Source organism: Streptomyces sp. NBC_01498 (assembly GCF_036327775.1).
GTDB lineage: Bacteria > Actinomycetota > Actinomycetes > Streptomycetales > Streptomycetaceae > Streptomyces.
The window spans coordinates 3640552-3660058 of record NZ_CP109598.1 but is presented as its reverse complement, the minus strand read 5'-3'; the positions used below and the strand labels follow the sequence as shown (position 1 = coordinate 3660058).

The window sequence follows — 19507 nt, the reverse complement described above, 5'->3', positions numbered from 1 at the left end:
CCCGGCCGGTCCGCCTGTGGACACAGTCTGGACAACTTATCCATCCCCAGGGTGTGGACGGGAGATCGGGCCGCTTCCTGTGGAGAAGTGGCCCTCAACACCCCTTATTCGAACAGCGGTTGACCGGCTGCCGGATCCCGCCGACGCGCCGGACACCCCGCGGACGCGACGCCGGCCACCCCCGTGGACATGACCCGGGGCGGCCCGCCGACGCGACGAAGGGCGCCGCACGGACATGACGAAGGGCGCCCCCGGGGACGGTGTCCCGGGGGCGCCCTGGAGCCGGTCGGCCGACGCGGCCGGCCGCTCAGCCGTTCTTGATGCGGTTGGTGAGTTCGGTGACCTGGTTGTAGATCGAGCGCCGCTCGGCCATCAGCGCGCGGATCTTGCGGTCCGCGTGCATCACGGTCGTGTGGTCGCGGTTGCCGAACTGCGCGCCGATCTTGGGCAGCGACAGATCCGTCAGCTCCCGGCAGAGATACATGGCGATCTGCCGCGCCGTCACCAGCACCCGGCTGCGCGACGACCCGCAGAGGTCCTCCACGGTCAGCCCGAAGTAGTCCGCCGTCGCCGCCATGATGGCCGCCGCGGTGATCTCGGGGGCCGAGTCCTCGCCGCCGGGGATCAGGTCCTTGAGCACGATCTCCGTCAGCCCGAGATCCACCGGCTGGCGGTTGAGCGAGGCGAACGCCGTCACCCGGATCAGCGCGCCCTCCAGCTCACGGATGTTGCGCGAGATCCGCGAGGCGATGAACTCCAGCACCTCGGGCGGGGCGTTCAGCTGCTCCTGCACCGCCTTCTTACGGAGGATCGCGATACGCGTCTCCAGCTCCGGCGGCTGCACATCGGTGGTCAGCCCCCACTCGAAGCGGTTGCGCAGCCGGTCCTCCAGGGTGATCAACTGCTTGGGCGGCCGGTCCGAGGAGAGCACGATCTGCTTGTTCGCGTTGTGGAGCGTGTTGAAGGTGTGGAAGAACTCCTCCTGCGTCGACTCCTTGCTCGCCAGGAACTGGATGTCGTCGACGAGCAGGATGTCGACGTCCCGGTAGCGCTTGCGGAAGGTGTCGCCCTTGCCGTCGCGGATGGAGTTGATGAACTCGTTGGTGAACTCCTCCGAGCTCACGTACCGCACCCGCGTGCCGGGATAGAGGCTGCGCGCGTAGTGACCGATGGCGTGCAGCAGGTGCGTCTTGCCGAGCCCGGACTCGCCGTAGATGAAGAGTGGGTTGTACGCCTTGGCCGGCGCCTCCGCGACGGCGACGGCCGCCGCGTGCGCGAACCGGTTCGACGCCCCGATCACGAAGGTGTCGAAGAGGTACTTGGGGTTGAGACGCGCGTGCGGCTCACCGGGTCCCGGCGGCGGCGACGCCTGGGCGCCCAGCGGTCCGGCCGCCCCGCCCCGGCCGCCGTGCCGCTGCTGCTGCGGATCCAGGTCGTGCCGGTCCGGGCGCTGCTGGTCGTACGGCCGGCCCTCCGGCGGCTGCGGCGGCCGGTAGTCGTGCGAGGGTCCCCCCGGCCGGGCCGTCGCGTACGGGTCCCGGTCGTGGAAGCCGCCGTGCCGCTGCTGCTGCCAGGACAGGTCCTCCTGCGTCCGGGGCCAGGCGCCGGGCTCGGGGCGCTGCTGCGGGTAGTCGGGGTACGCGGGCCGGGCGGTCGGCATGCCGTCGTCGTCGGACGGGCGGCGGCCGTAGAGGAGGTAGCCGGTGTCGGGGCGCCCGTCGTCGTGGCGGGAGTCGTCCGGGCGGGGGTCGTCGTGACGCGCGTCACGGTCGCGGGGGTCCCGGGGATCACGGTCACGCGGGTCGCGGTCGCGGGGATCACGGCCGTCGTCGTGCTGCGGACCCTGGTAGCGGTTCTGGTGCGGCAGCGGCAGGGGATCCCCGGCCGAGTCGTCCACGGTGATGGCGATCCGGATGGGCCGGCCGCACTCCCGGCTCAGGGTCTCGCTGATGAGCGGGGCGAGGCGGCCTTCGAGCACCCGCTTGCCCCACTCGTTGGGCACGGCCAGCAGTGCGGTGTCGGCCACCAGCGCCAGCGGCTGGCAGCGCTCGACCCACTGCTTGTCCTTGGGCTCGACGCCCTGCTGGCCCTCCGTGAGGAGCTGCTCCAGGACTCGCGGCCACACTGCGGCAAGATCGGCAGGTACATCAGCCACAGGGCACGCTCTCTCGCTGGTCCCACGAATGTGTGGTTCTCGGGACGGGGTGGGAAGACCGGCGGAAAAGAATCCGGAGTCCGGTCACGGTAGTCAGGCGTTCCACGCGGTTCAAGTTGTTGTCCACAGGCTGTGCATAATGGAACGTGGCAGCTGACTGGTTTGACCGTATGGCGTAGCCGCGCGTACCGTGACCCGGTCGAGTTGTCGATGGCTGCTGCCGCCTGCCTCCGAAGGGCAAGGATCACGATCCGTGGTCGTGAAGCGGTGCACTTGGGCGTAATCGCGAGCTACTCGTGGGCGCACGGTGACAGCCAGGCGACGTCCCGCCCTTCCCATCATCACCTCTGGAGCCCCCGAGTGAGCAAGCGCACCTTCCAGCCGAACAACCGTCGTCGTGCCAAGACCCACGGCTTCCGGCTCCGTATGCGCACCCGCGCCGGTCGCGCGATTCTCGCGAACCGCCGTGGCAAGGGTCGCACCAACCTGTCCGCCTGATCGCCAACAGGTTATGACGTGCTGCCTACCGAGAATCGGCTGAGGCGGCGCGAGGACTTCGCGACCGCGGTACGCCGAGGACGCCGGGCCGGACGCCCGCTTCTGGTCGTACATCTACGCAGCGGTACTACGGGCCCGCACGCGTCTGGGGAGAGCGATCCCCCGACGCGGGCGGGTTTCGTCGTAAGCAAAGCCGTGGGCGGGGCCGTCGTCCGGACCCGCGTGAAGCGTCAGCTTCGTCACCTCGTACGCGATCGGCTGCCCCGGTTGGCCCCCGGTAGCCTGGTTGTCGTACGAGCGCTGCCCGGTGCGGGCGACGCCGACCATGCACAGCTGGCCCGAGACCTGGACGCCGCCCTGGAGCGGCTACTGGGAGGGGGCGCGCGATGAAGTACCCGCTGCTGGCTCTGATCAAGCTGTACCAGTGGACGATCAGCCCGTTGCTCGGGCCCGTCTGCCGGTACTACCCGTCGTGTTCCCACTACGGCTACACGGCCATCGACCGGCACGGCGCCGTCAAGGGCACCGGTCTGACGGCCTGGCGCATCCTGCGGTGCAATCCGTGGTCGCCGGGTGGCGTGGATCATGTGCCACCGCGCAAGCGCCCGCGGTGGCACGAACTGCTGCGCGACGCGTGGCGCGGCACCAGGGGCGGACAGTCCGCCGCCGGCGTGCCTTCCGGGGATTCGGCCTCGGCCCCCGAAACCCCGAGTCCGGCCGCAGAGACCTCGTCCCATGCTCAAGGAGCCTGATTAGTGGACACGATCGCCAGTTTCTTCAGTTTCATCACCACGCCTGTCTCATGGATCATCGTCCAGTTCCACAGCCTGTACGGGGCCCTCTTCGGCCCTGACACGGGCTGGGCCTGGGGCCTGTCCATCGTGTCCCTGGTGATCCTGATCCGGATCTGTCTGATCCCGCTGTTCGTCAAGCAGATCAAGTCGACCCGGAACATGCAGGTCCTTCAGCCCAAGATGAAGGCGATCCAGGAGCGCTACAAGAACGACAAGCAGCGCCAGTCCGAGGAAATGATGAAGCTGTACAAGGAGACGGGTACCAACCCGCTCTCCTCGTGCCTTCCGATCCTGGCGCAGTCACCGTTCTTCTTCGCCCTGTACCACGTGCTCTCAAGCATCGCCTCCGGCAAGACGGTCGGCGTCATCAACCAGTCGCTGCTCGACAGCGCGCGGCAGGCGCACATCTTCGGCGCCCCGCTGGCGTCGACGTTCACCGACAGCAGCGCCGAGGTCGCGTCCCTGGACGCCTCGCTGACCGCCGTACGCGTGGTCACCGCGATCATGATCGTCATGATGTCGGCGTCGCAGTTCTACACGCAGCGCCAGCTGATGACGAAGAACGTCGACCTCACCGTCAAGACGCCGTACATGCAGCAGCAGAAGATGCTGATGTACATCTTCCCGGTGATCTTCATGGTGATGGGCATCAACTTCCCCGTCGGTGTCCTCGTCTACTGGCTGACCACCAACGTGTGGACCATGGGCCAGCAGATGTACGTGATCAACCAGAACCCGACGCCCGGCAGCAAGGCCCAGGACCAGTACCTGGAGCGCCTGCTCAAGACCATCACCACGCACAGCGAGGTCCGCTCCAAGCGCCGGCGCACCATCGTCTCGGCGATCGTGGCCAAGGGTCCCGACCGTAACGACTACGAGCGCAAGTTCATCACCAGCCTCTCGAAGACCGGTCTGGTCGCCCAGGCGGACGGCACGGTGATCAAGGGCGAGGCACTCCCCGAGGGTGAGTCGCAGGCGGCGAAGCGGCAGCAGCCCAAGCGTCAGCCCAAGTCGAAGCGCCAGGCGGGAGCCGGACACCCGGCCGCGCCGGGGGCCGGTACGAAGCCGTCCGGCGCCGGTGACGAGACGCCCAAGACGTCGCTCCAGAAGAACGACGAGCCGCAGGACGCCCAGCCCAAGCCGCGCAAGACCGGCAACGGTGCCGCGCGGGCCAAGACCGGGCCGCGCAAGGGCCAGCAGCGGCCCAAGCACCCGACCAAGAAGTAAGCGCAGCGCCCCGAAGCCCGTAGCCAGCCCGTAGCAAGAAGGAGTCCATCCGTGTCGGAAGGCACCACCTCCGCCGCCGAGGGTAGTGACACCCTCACCCGCCTTGAGCAGGAAGGCGAGATCGCAGCCGACTATCTCGAAGGACTGCTGGACATCGCCGACCTCGACGGCGACATCGACATGGACGTCGAGGCCGACCGGGCCGCGGTCTCGATCATCAGCGACGTCAGTGGCCGTGATCTTCAGAAGCTCGTCGGCCGCGACGGCGAAGTGCTCGAAGCGCTCCAGGAGCTGACGCGGCTGGCGGTGCACCGGGAGACCGGCGACCGCAGCCGGCTGATGCTGGACATCGGGGGCTTCCGGGCGAAGAAGCGCACGGAGCTGGCCGAGCTGGGAGCCAAGACCGCCGACGAGGTCAAGAGCACCGGTGAGCCCGTCAAGCTGAATCCCATGACGCCCTTCGAGCGCAAGGTCGTGCACGACGCCGTCGCGGCGGCCGGACTGCGCAGCGAGTCGGAGGGCGAGGAGCCGGGGCGCTTCGTCGTCGTGCTCCCCGCCTGAGCGGTATTCCCCTTGCCGGCCCCGTCTGTCCACAGGCGGGGCCGGACGTGTGTCAGCCCGAGACAGTGACTGTGAATCACCGTGTGGTGGTTCGTACGGAAGGACGGTTCCCGTGACGGAGCCAGTAGAGCTTCCCCCTGCGCCGGACGAGGCGAGGACGGTGTTCGGGGACTCCCTCCCGACAGCCGTCCGGTACGCGGAGCTTCTCGCTGACGCGGGAGTCACCCGTGGTCTCATCGGGCCACGTGAGGTGCCACGGCTCTGGGAGCGGCACCTGATGAACTGCGCGGTGCTCTCCGAGGTGGTCCCCGAAGGAGTGAGCGTCTGTGACGTCGGCTCGGGCGCCGGGCTGCCGGGGATCCCGCTGGCCCTGGTACGGCCCGATCTTCGGATCACGTTGCTGGAGCCGCTGCTGCGGCGGACGAACTTTCTCCAGGAGGTCGTCGAGCTGCTGGGCCTGGATCATGTGACCGTGGTCCGGGGGCGCGCCGAGGAAGTCCTCGGGACCCTCCAGCCCGTCCATGTGGTGACGGCCCGCGCCGTGGCCCCGCTGGATCGGCTGGCCGGCTGGGGCGTGCCGCTGTTGCGTCCGTACGGAGAGATGCTGGCGCTCAAGGGGGACACGGCCGAGGAAGAACTGAAGGGCGCCCGGTCGGCCCTGAGCAAGCTCGGGGTGATCGACGTCTCGGTGCTGCGGGCGGGTGAGGGACTGGTCGATCCGCCCGCCACCGTGGTGCGCGCGGAGGTCGGGGAGAGCCCCGGCGGGGTGCGGTTCGCGGCGAAGCGGGCCAAGGCCGCCCGTGCGGACCGGGTGCGCCGCCGCCGCTGACGCGGTCACGGGCGTCGGTGGGACGCCGACTGCCCGTGATGCTCCATCGAAGGAGCGCTGACCGCCCTCCCCGGAGTGTCGGAACGACCCGGCCCCTCGGCGAGGGCATCGTGTTTCACGTGAAACGTCGCTCACTGCTCCAGGGCATCATCGACCGGGGTCGCGCCGCGTCCGTACCTCGGAGTAAGAAACCCCTCGTGAGGGGTAGCGGACTGGCCACGGAGAGGGAGTTATCCACAGAACCACGGGCCTCGCTGGTTCCCGACCCCGAAAGCATGGCAGGCTCTGTTCATTGCGAGCCTGAAGTCGAGGAGAGTGAATCCTTGCGGTCCGACGCCAACATCGCGGGACCGATGACCGATCCGGTCCCCGGCCCCCGTTCCGAGTCGTCGGGCGGCGATGTTTCACGTGAAACATCGCCGCCCCCGATCGACGACACCCCCATCGGCCGTGCCGCCCAGCTGGCCGTGGAAGCCCTGGGACGTGCCGGTGAGGGACTGCCACGCCCCGAACAGACGCGAATCATGGTGGTCGCCAACCAGAAGGGGGGCGTCGGCAAGACCACGACCACGGTCAATCTTGCCGCGTCGCTCGCGCTGCACGGCGCGCGCGTTCTTGTGGTCGACCTCGATCCCCAGGGCAACGCCTCCACGGCGCTCGGGATCGACCACCATGCCGAAGTCCCCTCGATCTACGACGTCCTGGTGGAGAGCAAGCCGCTCGCCGAGGTGGTCCAGCCTGTCGTGGACGTCGAAGGTCTCTTCTGCGCACCCGCCACCATCGATCTCGCCGGTGCGGAGATCGAGTTGGTGTCGCTGGTCGCACGCGAGAGCCGGCTTCAGCGGGCGATCGAGGCGTATGAGCAGCCGCTGGACTACGTCCTGATCGACTGCCCGCCGTCGCTCGGCCTGCTGACCGTCAACGCGCTGGTCGCGGGCGCCGAGGTGCTGATCCCCATCCAGTGCGAGTACTACGCGCTCGAAGGACTGGGACAGCTGATCCGGAACGTGGACCTGGTGCGGGCACATCTGAACCCCACCCTCCATGTGTCCACAATCCTGCTGACCATGTACGACGGCAGGACCCGGCTGGCCTCCCAGGTGGCGGAGGAGGTCCGCGGTCACTTCGGTGACGAGGTGCTGCGGACGAGCATCCCCCGGTCGGTCCGTATCTCGGAGGCACCGAGCTACGGGCAGACGGTACTGACCTATGATCCGGGTTCCAGCGGTTCGCTGTCGTACCTCGAAGCCGCTCGTGAAATCGCCCTGCGTGGGGTCGGCATGAGGTATGACGTCAAGCACGCCCACGCGATCGGCAACAGTCAGCAGAGCATTTCGGAGGGGACGCAGTGAGCGACCGACGTAGAGGCTTGGGGCGTGGGCTCAATGCACTGATCCCCCCTGCTCCACAGGAGAAGCAGGGAGCCTTGTCCGGGGAGACCAACTCCTCCGGAACGGCACCGGTGCTGACGGCGGAGCGGGGCGTCGCGGCGGCCAAGGTCACCACGCTGCCTCAGTCGCCGGCTCCGGCGTCGGCGGAGATCCCCGCACAGGAGAGCCCGGCCTCGTCCGAGGTGAAGGCACCGGACGGCGTGTACTTCGCCGAGGTGCCGATGGACTACATCACGCCGAACCCGCGGCAGCCCCGTGAGGTCTTCGACGAGGACGCGCTGGCCGAGCTGGTCACCTCCATCAAGGAGGTGGGTCTGCTCCAGCCCATCGTCGTCCGGCAGTTGGGGCCGGAGCGGTTCGAGCTCATCATGGGTGAGCGGCGCTGGCGAGCCTGCCGGGAAGCGGGCCTGGAGCGCATCCCGGCGATCGTCCGGGCCACCGAGGACGAGAAGCTGCTGCTGGACGCGCTGCTGGAGAACCTGCACCGCGCGCAGTTGAACCCGCTGGAAGAGGCCGCGGCCTACGACCAGTTGCTCAAGGACTTCCACTGCACGCACGATCAGCTGGCCGACCGGATCGGGCGCTCGCGTCCGCAGGTCTCCAACACCCTCCGGCTGCTGCGACTCTCCCTTCCCGTACAGCGCAGGGTCGCCGCCGGGGTGCTCTCGGCCGGGCACGCGAGGGCGCTGCTCTCCGTGGAGGACTCCGACGAGCAGGACCGGCTGGCCCACCGCATCGTGGCCGAAGGGCTCTCCGTACGGGCCGTCGAGGAGATCGTGACCCTGATGGGATCACGGCCGACAAGCCCGTCCCGGTCGAAGGGGCCTCGGGCCGGCGCGCTGCCGTCGCCCGCGCTGAACGATCTGGCGTCCCGGCTGTCGGACCGCTTCGAGACCCGGGTGAAGGTCGACCTGGGCCAGAAGAAGGGCAAGATCACCGTCGAGTTCGCCTCGCTGGTCGATCTGGAGCGCATCCTCAGTACGCTCGCCCCCGGTGAGGGGCGCGTCCTGGAGCGGGGACTCGACGCGGACGGCGACGCCGAGGACGACGAGGGCACGGAGGGCGTCGACCGGTCGAACGGCCCGGCTGCTGACGCGAACTGACGTTTCTTCCTTCCGCCGCACCGCCAACAGGGCGGGCCTGGTCCGGTGAACGCCGGACACGGCCCGCCCTTTGCCGTCCCTCGGTGTGCGGGGCATCTCTGGGTGGATACGATGCGTTCTGGTATGGCGCATCCACCTTGATCCATCGCAGAGGAAGGGCGGGGCCATGCAATCGGTGAGCCGGGGCCAACTGATGTCAGCTGGACTGGGCCTGGGGGTGGTCGGCGGCTTCGTCGGCAGCCTGATTCGGGAGCGCAGTGCGCTGACCGCGGCTCGTGGCGCGGCAGGCGCAGGAAGTGAGGATCTGCCTCAATGGGGCGTCGGCTCGTACCGCTCACGCTGGACAACCTTCCCGATCTCCCCCACCGGTGCGGGGAGTGTGTCTTCTGGGAGCTTGATCCGGTCAGAGGAAAAGCGGCGGTAGGAGCCGGTCGGGCGCGCGAGGAGAAGGAAGCCTGGATCTCGGGGGTCCTGCTGGAATGGGGATCGTGCGGCCGGCTGGTCTATGTGGACGACGTGCCCGTCGGGTTCGTCCTCTACGCGCCTCCGGCCTACGTACCGCGCGCCACGGCGTTCCCGACAAGTCCCGTCTCTCCCGACGCGGTCCAGCTGATGACGGGGTGGATCATGCCGGGCTATCGGGGGCAGGGACTCGGCCGGGTGATGGTGCAGACCGTCGCGAAGGATCTGCTGCGACGGGAGTTCAAGGCGATCGAGGCGTTCGGGGACGCGCGCTGGAAGGAGCCGGCCTGTGTGCTGCCGGCGGACCATCTGCTGGCGGTGGGGTTCAAGACGGTACGGACCCATCCCACCTACCCGCGTATGAGGCTCGATCTGCGCACGACGCTCTCCTGGAAGGAGGACGTCGAGCATGCGCTGGACCGACTGCTGGGCGCGGTGCAGAAGGACCCGGCGCTCAGACCGCTCTGAGACATGAACGGGCCCGTCCCCCTGCCGAGGGGGACGGGCCCGTTTCACGTGAAACATCGCGCGTGATGCGCGTGTGCCGCGCGCAGTTGTGCGGTGTCTCAGCCGGTCGCTTCCTTGCTCACCGGCGCGTCGCTGCCGATGAAGCTCTCCAGATCGCGCACGATCGCCGCCTTGGGCTTGGCGCCGACGATGGTCTTGGCGACCTCTCCGTTCTGGTAGACGTTCAGCGTCGGAATGGACATCACTCCGTACTTGGCCGCCGTGCCCGGGTTCTCGTCGATGTTGAGCTTGACGATCTCGATCTTGTCGCCGTACTCGGCCGCGATGGCTTCCAGAGACGGAGCGATCTGGCGGCACGGTCCGCACCAGGCGGCCCAGAAGTCCACCAGGACGGGCTTGTCGCTCTTCAGGACGTCCTCGTCGAACGAGGCGTCGGTTACATGCTTCAGGGCGCCGGCCACGGCGGCCTCCTCACTTCGGGGGTGTGCAGGGCAGTGGTGATGGTCAGACGGAGGCGGTCTTCTCCGCCTCGGCGCTCTTCTCCGGCTCGGGGGCGTTCTCGCTGTCGCCGAGGGCCGCGAGGAACCGCTCGGCGTCGAGAGCCGCGGAACAGCCGGTACCGGCAGCGGTGATCGCCTGACGGTAGGTGTGGTCCACGACGTCACCGGCGGCGAAGACACCCGTGAGGTTCGTGTGCGTCGAGGGCGCGTCCACCGTCAGATATCCCTCGTCGTCCAGGGCGAGCTGACCCTTGAAGAGCTCCGTACGCGGGTCGTGGCCGACAGCGATGAACAGGCCCGTCACCGCCAGCTCGGACGTCTCGCCGGTCTTGGTGTTGCGCAGTGTCAGACCGGAGAGCTTCGGGTCGCCGTGGATCTCCTCGACCGCGCTGTCCCAGGCGAACCGGATCTTCGGGTCGGCGAAGGCCCGGTCCTGCATGGCCTTGGAGGCCCGCAGGGTGTCCCGCCGGTGGACGATCGTGACCGTCTTGGCGAACCGGGAGAGGAACGTCGCTTCCTCCATCGCCGTGTCGCCGCCGCCGACCACGGCGATGTCCTGGTCCTTGAAGAAGAACCCGTCACAGGTGGCACACCAGGAGACACCGCGTCCGGACAGGGCGTCCTCGCGGGGCAGCCCGAGCTTGCGGTGCTGCGACCCGGTGGTCACGATCACGGCCTTGGCCCGGTGTACGGTGCCCGCCGTGTCGGTGACGGTCTTGATCTCTCCGGTGAGGTCGACGGAGACGACATCGTCGGGAACGAGCTCGGCACCGAAGCGCTCCGCCTGGGCCCGCATGTTGTCCATCAGATCCGGGCCCATGATGCCGTCGCGGAAGCCGGGGAAGTTCTCCACGTCGGTCGTGTTCATCAGCGCGCCACCGGCGGTGACGGCGCCTTCGAACACCAGCGGACGCAGTGACGCGCGCGCGGTGTACAGCGCGGCCGTGTACCCGGCCGGACCGGAGCCGATGATGATCACATTGCGGACGTCGCTCACGGGTTTCTTCCTCGTCTCTGCTGACTGCCTGCTACTGCCTGGGGGCGGTTCAGACTCTCACCCCACCCAACGGATCCTAAGGGCCGCGCATTCCCTTGGGGCCCCGGCAGCACCGGGTGGTCGGTCAGCGGCGGGGAAGGGCCTGCGTCAGCAGAAGTTCGCCCTTGACGGGCGGGGTGGCGTTCACACAGGCGGCGTCGATGACATAGGCCTGCACCATGCTCCCGTCGTTCGGGTCCGACAGGACGACGAGGAAGGCTTCCATGCCCTCGTACGTGCCTCGTTCGGCCGCGAGGGGGATGTCCGTACGGCCCGTTCCCTGCTGGACGCAGGGCGGCAGCTGCGCCATCACCTTCGGCGAGGTCTGCACAGTGGGGCCGTCCAGGGGCGAGCTCCCTTCATCGGCCGCGCGTGGTTCGCCGGTCGCCGGCGTGGACGCGAGAAGGGTGCGGACCTTGTCCCGGATCTCGGAGCCGGAGAAAGCCCCGACTCCGCGGTCGGCCAGACTCGATCCGGCGTCGGCCTTGTACGACGACTGGGTGTCATCGGTGGACGAGGACATCGTCTGGAACAGCAGGACACTCACGCCTATCGCCGCCGTGCCGAAGACGGCGCCGAAGATCGCACCACGGCGGCGGCGCGCCGGTCGGGTGCGGCCGGGTCCGGTGGCCGCGCGCGGGCGCCCTGCGGGGCGGTCCGCCCGAGGTGTATCGGCGACGGTCGCGCCGACGCGCGTTGTTTCACGTGAAACATCGCTCGACGCATCCGCGTCGAAGGGCTCGTGCTCCGACACGGCAGGGGGCACGGACACCGGCGTGGACGCTGGCGTGGACGTGCTCGGCAGTGTCTCGGCGGCGAGGGCGGCGTCGATCCGCGCGGCCACGTCGGCGGGCATCCGGGGTGCGCCGGGCAGCGAGCCCAGCAGCTCGCGGATTTCCTCCAGTGAGGCGTACACCTCCGCGCAGGACGGGCAGCCGTCGAGATGGCCGCGTACCTCGGTGCTCCGTTCGGGGGAGAGCAGGCCCTCGGTGAGATCGGAGAGCTCCGAGACATCCGGGTGCTCTGTCGTGCCGGTCGTCGCTGTCACGCGCGCCCACCTCCTCCCTTCACGGTGGCAGGACCGTGTGGTCCTCCATCTGGTCCGGTGTCCGGCTCACTGTCCGGTGTTCTGTCCGGTCCTCTGTTCTGTGGTCCCGGCTTCGATGGGACGGATGAGCCCGCCGTCCGGTTCCTCTGTGGTCCCACTCCGGCTCTTTCACCCGTGCCACCGGTGTTTTCCCGCAGATGGGTGAGGAGCGGCAGCAGTCGGGCCCGGCCACGCGCACAGCGGCTCTTGACGGTCCCGACCGGGACATCGAGGACCCGCGCGGCTTCCGCGACGGGGTATCCCTGCATGTCGACCAGGACCAGCGCGGCCCGCTGGTCGGCGGGCAGCTTGGCGAGGGCGGCGATCAGCTGCCGGTGCAGGTCCTGGCGCTCGGCAGGGGCCGCGGCGGACTCGTGCGGTTCGAGAAGCTGCTCCAGCCGCTCCGTGTCGTCCACGGGGGAGGTCTTGCGGGAGGCGGCTTTCCTCGCCCGGTCCAGACAGGCGTTGACGGTGATGCGGTGCAGCCAGGTCGTGACGGCGGACTGGCCGCGGAAGGTGTGGGCGGCGCGGAAGGCGGAGACGAGCGCGTCCTGGACGGCGTCGGCGGCTTCCTCGCGGTCTCCCAGCGTGCGCAGGGCCACGGCCCACAGCCGGTCCCGGTGGCGTCGTACGAGCTCACCGAAGGCGTCAGGATCCCCTTCGACGTGACGTGCCAGGAGATCCTGGTCGTTCACGCCGCCGAGTGCGGCGTCTTCCAACGGTGAGCCCCCTCCCCTGGTCCGCAGGGTCAGCCTATGACCTTGATCTCCGAGATCCCGCCCCGGAACTTGTTCGCGGACACGTCCGGCGCGAGTTCGGTGATGTGGATCAGTACGTACCTGGTTCTGACGGGCTTGTCCAGGGTGGCCTTGACATTGCTGCCGGTCTGCCCCAGTTCGGTGATGCGCTGGGAGAAGTCCGACAGGCCCGCCGGGGACGAGGCGTCCTCACCGGCGGCGAGGACCTGGACCTTCTGGCCGGCCCGGTACATGGCCACATCCACGCCGTACACGTCCTGCACGTCGCCGAGATCGACCACTATGCCGCTGCCGCCCTTGCGGTTGGGCAGATTGCCGTAGTTCGGATAGCCCGCGTACTCCGGGGTGATCCAGGCCGTGCCGGTGTCGCCGTCGGTGGCCAGGCCGACGGTCTCCGCCTTCACACCGGAGCCGTCGGGGGCGAACACCGACGTGCCGCTGATCTTGAGGTTCTTCGGCGTGCGGGGCGCGGGCTTCTCCTGCTCGCCCTCCGTCAGCTGGGACTGGCTCGTCTCGTCGCTCGCCGTGCGGTTGAGCAGATGGTCGGCGACCTGCCAGCTGGCGAGTCCGAGCGCGGCGATGAGAAGCGCGGAAACCGTCCACTTCAGTGCCTTGCCGGTCCGGCTCTGGAGCGGCGGGGGCGGGACGGGCACCGGCTGCGGGACGGCCCGGCCCACCGGACCGGAGGCCGGCCGGCCGTACGAGCCCTGCTGGTAGGTGGTGCGCTGGTAGTCGGGCGGCGCGGTGAACGTGGGCTCCGGGGGCCGGACGCGGGGCATCTCCGCGACGGCCCTCGCCAGCTCGTCGGGGGTGGTGCAGGGCGGTTCCTGACGCGAGGCGGTGGCGCCCTCGTTCACCAGCGCCCGCATGGCCAGCTCGGACAGTCCGCGGTGGACCCCGGCGCGGACCTGGTCGGGGGCGAGCAGACCGACGCCCTTCGGCAGGCCCGCGAGGCCGTACGCGTCCGTCTCGTACGGCCAGCGGTGCGTCAGGGCCGCGTACAGGAGGGCGCCGATCGCCTCGGTGTCGGTGCGCTGGGGGCGGTCCGCGCTGATGCCGCGCAGGGCGGCGTTCACGGCCAGGCCGCGGATCCGGTACTGGCCGGTGGAGCTGCGCAGCACGGAACCGGGGGTGAGCTTCAGATGGGCCAGGCCCTCGCGGTGCGCGGCCGCCATGGCCTGGGAGAGCTGGCTGACGAGCTGGTAGGCGTCGTGGGCGTCCATGGGGCCCGCGGCGAGGATCGCGGTGAGCTCCGTCGCGTCGGGCAGCCATTCGTGGACGACGTAGACGAGGTCGTTCTCCTCGACGGCGTCGAGGACCTGGACGAAGCGGGGGTCGCCGAGGAGCGCGGAGGAGCGGGCCGCCGCGAGGACGGAGCGGGCCCGGGGATGGTCGGCGGGCAGGAGATGGACCCCGACGGCACGGCGCAGCTTCTCGTCGACGGCGCGCCAGCTGCTGAACCCGTCCAGCCGGGTGAGGCACTCCTCGAGACGGTAGCGCCGGGCGAGCTTGTGGCCGCTGTGGAGCTCGGGCGGCGCCACGGTCGGCCGGGACTCTTGGCGCTTGTCGCCGTCCGGCTTGTCCTTCGCGGACCCGGCCGGTTTCCCGGTCCCGGTGCCACCGCCGGTGCCGTCGGCCGTGTCGGTCTCGTCGTCTGTGGTCTGGGCTTTCGCCACCCCGTCGGTGGTGGCCTTCTCCGCCTGGGCGGTCGGCGGTGTGTCACCGCTGTCGCCGGCCACCTCGACGGCGGTCGTGCTCCGTTCCGCCACCGTCGCTCCTGCCTCCCCATCCGTTGCGCACTGTCCAACAGCCACGCCAATTGTGCCCACAGTTGGACGCTATGCACGACACACGGCGGCCGGGGATGGTTGTGCCCGGCCTGCCGCCCGCTAGCGTCCGAGCCGGCCCCGGACCATTCCGACCAGCGCGTTCATCTCTTCGACACGCAGTTTTCGCGCGACCACGAAGAAGCCGCCCAGCAGGACGATCCCGCCGGCGGCCAGTGCGGCGAACGAGCCCAGAACCTCGCTGCCGAGCGCGCCCAGCACGTAGTACGCGACGGCTCCTGCGGCGATCGTGCCGGGGACGGACGCCAGGCAGAGCCGCGCGTACGTACGCACCACGCGCGAACCGTCCAGATCGCCGCCCAGCCGCTTCTTGAGCCTGCTCCAGGCGATACCGACGCCCACGGCGTACGCGAGGCCGTAGGAGGCGGCCATGCCCACGACGGCCCAGCGGGAGGGCAGGACGACGAAGCAGAGCGCGGAGGCGGCGGCGTTCACGGCGGCCACGATGACCGTGTTGTAGAAGGGAGTCCGGGTGTCCTCGTACGCGTAGAAGGCGCGCAGCACCACGTACTGCACGGAGAACGGGATCAGTCCGAGGCCGAACGCCATCAGCATGTAGCCCATGGAGCGCGCCGACTCGATGCCGGAGGACCCGAAGATCAGGGTGCACATCGGGATGCCGAGCGCGACGAAGCTGAAGGCGACGGGGACGATCGCGACGGCCGAGTTGCGCAGACCCTGCGAGATGTCGTCGCGTACGGCCCCGGCGTCGCCGTCGTTCGCCGAGCGGGAGAGCCGGGGCAGCAGGGCCGCCATGACCGAGACGGTGATGATGGCCTGCGGCATGCCCCAGATGAGCTGGGCGTTGGAGTAGGCGATGTACCCGGCGCCCTGGGTGCCCGAGTCGACGCCCGCCGCCGTGGAGAGCTGGGAGACGACCAGCACACCGGCCTGGTTGGCGAGGACGAACAGCACGGTCCACTTGGCGAGCTTCGCGGCCTTGCCGAGGCCGTGGCCCCGCCAGTCGAAGCGCAGCCGGATCCGGAAACCGGTCTCCCGGAGGTAGGGGATCATCGCGAGGGCCTGGACGGTCAGGCCGAGCACCACGCCGACCCCGAGGAGGCGCTCCGCCTCGGGGGGGATGGTCGCGACCGTCATCCCGGAGTCCTCGGCGGTGCCGTACACCCAGATGAACATGATGAGGGTGGCGATGATGATGATGTTGTTGAGGACCGGGGTCCACATCATCGCGCCGAACCGGCCGCGGGCGTTGAGGATCTGCCCCATCACCACGTGCACGCCCATGAAGAAGATGGTGATCAGGCAGTAGCGCACGAACGTGACGGCGACGTCGTTGGCGGCCGGGTTGTCGGCGATGCTCACCGACATGAGGCGCACCAGCAGCGGGGCCGCGAACACCGAGGCCGCGGTCAGCGTGCCGAGGATGACGACGACCAGGGTGAGCAGGCGGTTCGCATACGCCTCGCCGCCGTCGTCGTCGTTCTTCATCGCGCGGATGAGCTGCGGGACGAAGACGGAGTTGAGACCGCCGCCGATGGTCAGGATGTAGATCATCGTCGGCAGGGTGATGGCGAGCTGGAAGGTGTCGCCGAGGGTGGCGGCGCCGATCGCGGCCACGATCAGCGCGGACCGTACGAAGCCGGTGAGCCGGGACACGAGCGTGCCCGCCGCCATCACCGCGCTGGACTTCAGCAGTCCGGACGCCCGCCCGGCCTTCTTCGCGGGCGCCGGAGCGGGGATCGCCTCCGGCACGGCGGCGGCCTGCGGCCGTCCCATTCCCTGCTGGTCACGGAAGAGGTGGGCGAAGGCGTCGGGCTCCTGGTCACCGGTGCGCGCGTGGGTGACGAGCTCGTCGACGCCCGTGAACTGCGTGGTCCGGGCGTCGTCGCCGTACGGAAGACGCTGCGAGAGCCCGTCGGGCTCCGGCGGCGGGGGCTGGGCCCAGACGCGCGGATCGGGGCCGTACTGCTGCGCCGGCGGCTGCTGGTGGAGCGGCGGCGCCTGCGGGTGGGTGCCGGGCGGCGGCGGGGGATGCGCGGCGCGGTCGTACAGCGCCTCGGACACCGGGTCCTGCGCGGAGAGGTCCTGCGCGCGGTAGGGGTCCTGGTGGTAGGCGTCCTGGACGTACGGATCCTGGGCGTAGGCGTCCTGGGGGTACGGGTCCGGGGCGCCCGGCCCCGGCGCGTACGGGCCCGCCGCCGGAGCGTTCGGTCCGGCGCCGGGGGGCTGGGGCGGAACATGCCCTGCCGGATCGCCGCCGGGCCCCTGCCCGCGGTCACCGTCGTACGGCGCGTTCATCGTTACCCCACCTCATCGTCCCCGGCCGGCCGGCCACGACATCGCTCAACGGTCCACTTTCTCACCCTTGCCCGACGGGTCCCCGCTTTCCGGACGGGTGTCCGGGGTCGGGTCACTCGGCTGCCCGGGTCCGGCGCCGTCGCTCCCGGGGCCCGTGCCCAGGGCGTCGCCGGGTGCGTCCTCGCGTACCCCGGCACTGCCGGGGCCACCCTCGGCGCCGCCGTCAGTGTCCCCCGCGCCGTCGGGCGCCGTGTCACCGGTCTCGCCGTTCGCCTGCGCGGCGGCCAGGTCCTCGGCGGCCTTCGCCGCCACCGCGCGCTTGCGCTGGCTGTACATCTTGACCCCCGCCAGCACCAGCAGCAGCACACCGCCGGCGATGACGAGCATCACGGTCGGGGTCAGTTCGGAGACCCGTACCTGGAACGACATCGGGTCGCCGTACGGCCGCCCGTCCTTCGTGTACAGCTGCGCCGTGAGCCCCACCGGGCCGTTGGCGTTGGCCGCGCCGGTGAACTTCACCACCTGGGTGTGGCCGCCGTCGACCTTGATCGGCTGCGTGGCCACCGCGTTGCCGTCGTCCAGCTTCAGCCGGGTCGCGTTGGTGGACTGGAGGCGCAGGACGAGGTTGTCGACCCCTTGCAGCAGCTGATTCTGGACCGTCACCGGGATGGTCGCGCTGCGCCCGGACAGGGTCAGCTCCGACTTCTGGATGAGCTGGACCTCGCCGGAGAGGCTTCTCAGATAGCGGTTCACCGCGCCGCGGTACTTCGCGGCTCCCGCCTCGTCGCCCCGCCAGGACGTGGAGACCGCCCGGTTGACGGCGTTGGCGAACGGCGTCGCCACCCGGTCGGGAAGGGTCAGGATCGCCTTGAACTTCCCCAGCCGCTCGTCGATCCCCCGCAGTTCCTCGAACGCCGCCGGGGGCAGCTCCTGCTTGCGGAGCTTCGCCGGATAGCGCGAGGCACCGGGCACCTTCGTGGAGGCGTTGCCGTCGGGCTTCGCCGCCGCGGCGGCGACCAGGTCGAGCGGCTGGGTCCAGCGCTCCCCGTCCAGCCCCTGGAGAGCGCGGGCCATGGACTGCGCCTGGCCGGCCGACGGCGTCCGCTGTGGGGCGACGACGACGGTGCGCTGCTTCCCGGTGTCCTGGAGGGTCAGGGCCAGCGACTGGGCGAGGAACTTCTGCACCGCGAGGGTGGAGCCCGCCGCCGTGCTCACATCGCCCTCGAAGGCGGTGGACAGCCGGGTGTCGCTGACCACGGCCGTCGTACCGCCGCCGAGGGGGCGCGCGGCGCTCGCCGTGTACGGCAGGTTGTCCTGGATGCTGTCGCTGCGCGCGATCACCTTGTCGGCGCCCGCGGACGTGGCCACATCGACGATCGACGGGTCGACGGCCCCGTTCACCGGCCACGCGAAGTCGGTGGCGGGTGTCACGTGGAGGATGGTCTCCACGGTCCCGGCGGCGACCTCGCTGGAGCTCTGGAGATGGCCGAGGGTGCCGGAGACCTTCTCACCGCCGTGGGCGAGCGACGCGAGGTCGGGGTCGCCGAAGGGCAGCACCACGATGTTCGGGTTGGCGCGGACGGCCTTGTCGAGGGAGTTGAGCCAGTTCCTGGCCACGAGCTGGTTCTGGCCCGGGACCGTGGATCTGCCGCCGCGCACCTCGTACGGGTCGGTCATCGCCTCGACGGTGGCGAGCAGGTCCGGGTCCACGACCCAGGTGACCGGAAGCTGGCTGCCGAGGGAGACGAGCTGCTCCAGCCGGCCGCCGGGGGCCAGCTCCTGCGCCAGGTCGTCGTTCTCGAACACCGGGGTCTGCTGGTCGTCGGAGCCGGTCTCGGCGGAGACGTGCGAGGTGGAGATCAGCGGCCAGAGATAGGTGAACCTGGTCTTGGTGTCCACCTCGTCCGGCTGCCACGGCAGGAACGTGCGCCGGATGCCGAGGGTGTGGTCGTACGGCTCGGCGGACGTCCGGCCGGTCAGCGTCACGCCGAGCTGGTAGACGCCGTCCGCGCCGAGACCGAGCTTGCTCACCGGCACCGACAGGGCGAAGTCGTGGCTGATCCCCGAGGGGAGCTTGGCGAACTCGACCGTGTAGGAGCCGCCCAGCGGTGGCGGGTCGTTCGTGGTGTCGTTCGAGCGCTCGTCGGCGTCGTCGATGGCGGTCCGGCCGGTGAGCCGGGGACCGACCCGGAGGTCGACGCGGGCGTCGGTGACCGCCTTCTTGCCCTTGTTGGTCACCGTGCCGGAGATCGTGAGGGTGTCGCCCTTCTTCGGCGCGCTGGGTGCCAGGGTGTCGAGGGCGACGGCGACGGTGTTCGGACCGGACGGGGCGGCGGTGACACCCGCGGGGGCAGCCGCGGCGGCCGAAGTGGCCATCGGGCCGGCGGCGGCTGCCTGGGGCGCCGCCAGGCCCCCCAGCAGACCGGCGAGGAGCGGCACCCCCGCGGCTGCGGCGGCGGTGCGCCCCAGCCATCGGCGGGCAGGAGAGTGGTTCATCCCCTGGAAGTCTGCCGCCTCCGCCACGCGCCCGCC

The 19507-nt window shown here is 70.0% G+C and carries 17 protein-coding genes; 9 read left to right on the top strand and 8 right to left on the bottom strand.

Going from position 1 to position 19507, the window contains the following annotated elements:
* Positions 1-307: 307 nt before the first annotated feature.
* Positions 308-2155: a chromosomal replication initiator protein DnaA gene (dnaA, locus tag OG875_RS15580; protein ID WP_330174839.1), complete on the bottom strand. Its 1848-nt coding sequence runs from the start codon at positions 2153-2155 to the stop codon at positions 308-310.
* A 360-nt stretch (positions 2156-2515) separates the two neighbouring features.
* Here dnaA and rpmH point away from each other — a divergent pair, with 360 nt between their 5' ends.
* The 9 genes from rpmH (at position 2516) to OG875_RS15535 (ending at position 9488) form a co-directional block, all read left to right on the top strand.
* Positions 2516-2653 (top strand): 50S ribosomal protein L34, encoded by a 138-nt coding sequence (gene rpmH / locus OG875_RS15575; protein WP_078850492.1) that lies wholly within the window; start codon positions 2516-2518, stop codon positions 2651-2653.
* Positions 2654-2671: 18 nt separating this feature from the next.
* The gene (gene rnpA / locus OG875_RS15570) at positions 2672-3043 is read left to right on the top strand and encodes a ribonuclease P protein component (protein WP_330174838.1); all 372 of its coding nucleotides are present in this window, start codon (positions 2672-2674) and stop codon (positions 3041-3043) included.
* Complete coding sequence (yidD, locus tag OG875_RS15565) at positions 3040-3405, top strand: membrane protein insertion efficiency factor YidD (protein WP_330174837.1); 366 nt, start codon at positions 3040-3042, stop codon at positions 3403-3405. The genes rnpA and yidD overlap by 4 nt, the downstream gene beginning before the upstream one ends.
* 3 nt (positions 3406-3408) lie before the next feature.
* Positions 3409-4674 (top strand): membrane protein insertase YidC, encoded by a 1266-nt coding sequence (yidC, locus tag OG875_RS15560; protein ID WP_330174836.1) that lies wholly within the window; start codon positions 3409-3411, stop codon positions 4672-4674.
* 51 nt (positions 4675-4725) lie between these two features.
* Positions 4726-5235, top strand: coding sequence for a Jag family protein (locus OG875_RS15555; protein ID WP_330174835.1), 510 nt, complete (start codon positions 4726-4728; stop codon positions 5233-5235).
* Between the two features lie 112 nt (positions 5236-5347).
* Positions 5348-6064: a 16S rRNA (guanine(527)-N(7))-methyltransferase RsmG gene (gene rsmG, locus OG875_RS15550; RefSeq protein ID WP_330174834.1), complete on the top strand. Its 717-nt coding sequence runs from the start codon at positions 5348-5350 to the stop codon at positions 6062-6064.
* Between the two features lie 275 nt (positions 6065-6339).
* Positions 6340-7416 carry a ParA family protein gene (locus tag OG875_RS15545; RefSeq protein ID WP_330174833.1) on the top strand — a complete coding sequence of 359 codons (1077 nt, stop codon included), beginning with the start codon at positions 6340-6342 and terminating at the stop codon, positions 7414-7416.
* On the top strand, positions 7413-8558 hold the full coding sequence (locus OG875_RS15540) for a ParB/RepB/Spo0J family partition protein (RefSeq protein WP_330174832.1): 1146 nt from the start codon (positions 7413-7415) through the stop codon (positions 8556-8558). Before OG875_RS15545 ends, OG875_RS15540 begins: the two co-directional genes overlap by 4 nt.
* Positions 8559-8870: 312 nt before the next feature.
* The gene (locus OG875_RS15535) at positions 8871-9488 is read left to right on the top strand and encodes a GNAT family N-acetyltransferase (RefSeq protein ID WP_330174831.1); all 618 of its coding nucleotides are present in this window, start codon (positions 8871-8873) and stop codon (positions 9486-9488) included.
* 98 nt (positions 9489-9586) lie between these two features.
* On the opposite strand, the gene trxA is transcribed toward OG875_RS15535, so the two are convergent.
* From trxA to OG875_RS15500, 7 genes are all read right to left on the bottom strand, one after another.
* Positions 9587-9949: a thioredoxin gene (gene trxA / locus OG875_RS15530; protein ID WP_330174830.1), complete on the bottom strand. Its 363-nt coding sequence runs from the start codon at positions 9947-9949 to the stop codon at positions 9587-9589.
* Between the two features lie 43 nt (positions 9950-9992).
* On the bottom strand, positions 9993-10985 hold the full coding sequence (gene trxB / locus OG875_RS15525; protein ID WP_330174829.1) for a thioredoxin-disulfide reductase: 993 nt from the start codon (positions 10983-10985) through the stop codon (positions 9993-9995).
* A 124-nt stretch (positions 10986-11109) separates the two neighbouring features.
* On the bottom strand, positions 11110-12072 hold the full coding sequence (locus OG875_RS15520; RefSeq protein ID WP_330174828.1) for an anti-sigma factor family protein: 963 nt from the start codon (positions 12070-12072) through the stop codon (positions 11110-11112).
* Positions 12069-12830: an RNA polymerase sigma factor SigM gene (gene sigM, locus OG875_RS15515; protein WP_330174827.1), complete on the bottom strand. Its 762-nt coding sequence runs from the start codon at positions 12828-12830 to the stop codon at positions 12069-12071. The genes OG875_RS15520 and sigM overlap by 4 nt, the downstream gene beginning before the upstream one ends.
* 29 nt (positions 12831-12859) lie before the next feature.
* Positions 12860-14638 (bottom strand): protein kinase family protein, encoded by a 1779-nt coding sequence (locus OG875_RS15510; RefSeq protein WP_330174826.1) that lies wholly within the window; start codon positions 14636-14638, stop codon positions 12860-12862.
* A 120-nt stretch (positions 14639-14758) separates the two neighbouring features.
* Positions 14759-16975 (bottom strand): murein biosynthesis integral membrane protein MurJ, encoded by a 2217-nt coding sequence (murJ, locus tag OG875_RS15505; protein ID WP_330174825.1) that lies wholly within the window; start codon positions 16973-16975, stop codon positions 14759-14761.
* Positions 16976-17020: 45 nt separating this feature from the next.
* Complete coding sequence (locus OG875_RS15500) at positions 17021-19498, bottom strand: DUF6049 family protein (protein ID WP_330174824.1); 2478 nt, start codon at positions 19496-19498, stop codon at positions 17021-17023.
* Positions 19499-19507: the final 9 nt, after the last annotated feature.

What these genes read in the sequence shown, in the direction of transcription:
- yidD (WP_330174837.1), top strand. Translation starts at nt 3,040, where the DNA reads ATGAAGTACCCGCTGCTGGCTCTGATCAAGCTGTACCAGTGGACGATC.
- murJ (WP_330174825.1), bottom strand. Translation starts at nt 16,975, where the DNA reads ATGAACGCGCCGTACGACGGTGACCGCGGGCAGGGGCCCGGCGGCGAT.
- OG875_RS15535 (WP_330174831.1), top strand. Translation starts at nt 8,871, where the DNA reads ATGGGGCGTCGGCTCGTACCGCTCACGCTGGACAACCTTCCCGATCTC.
- OG875_RS15545 (WP_330174833.1), top strand. Translation starts at nt 6,340, where the DNA reads ATGGCAGGCTCTGTTCATTGCGAGCCTGAAGTCGAGGAGAGTGAATCC.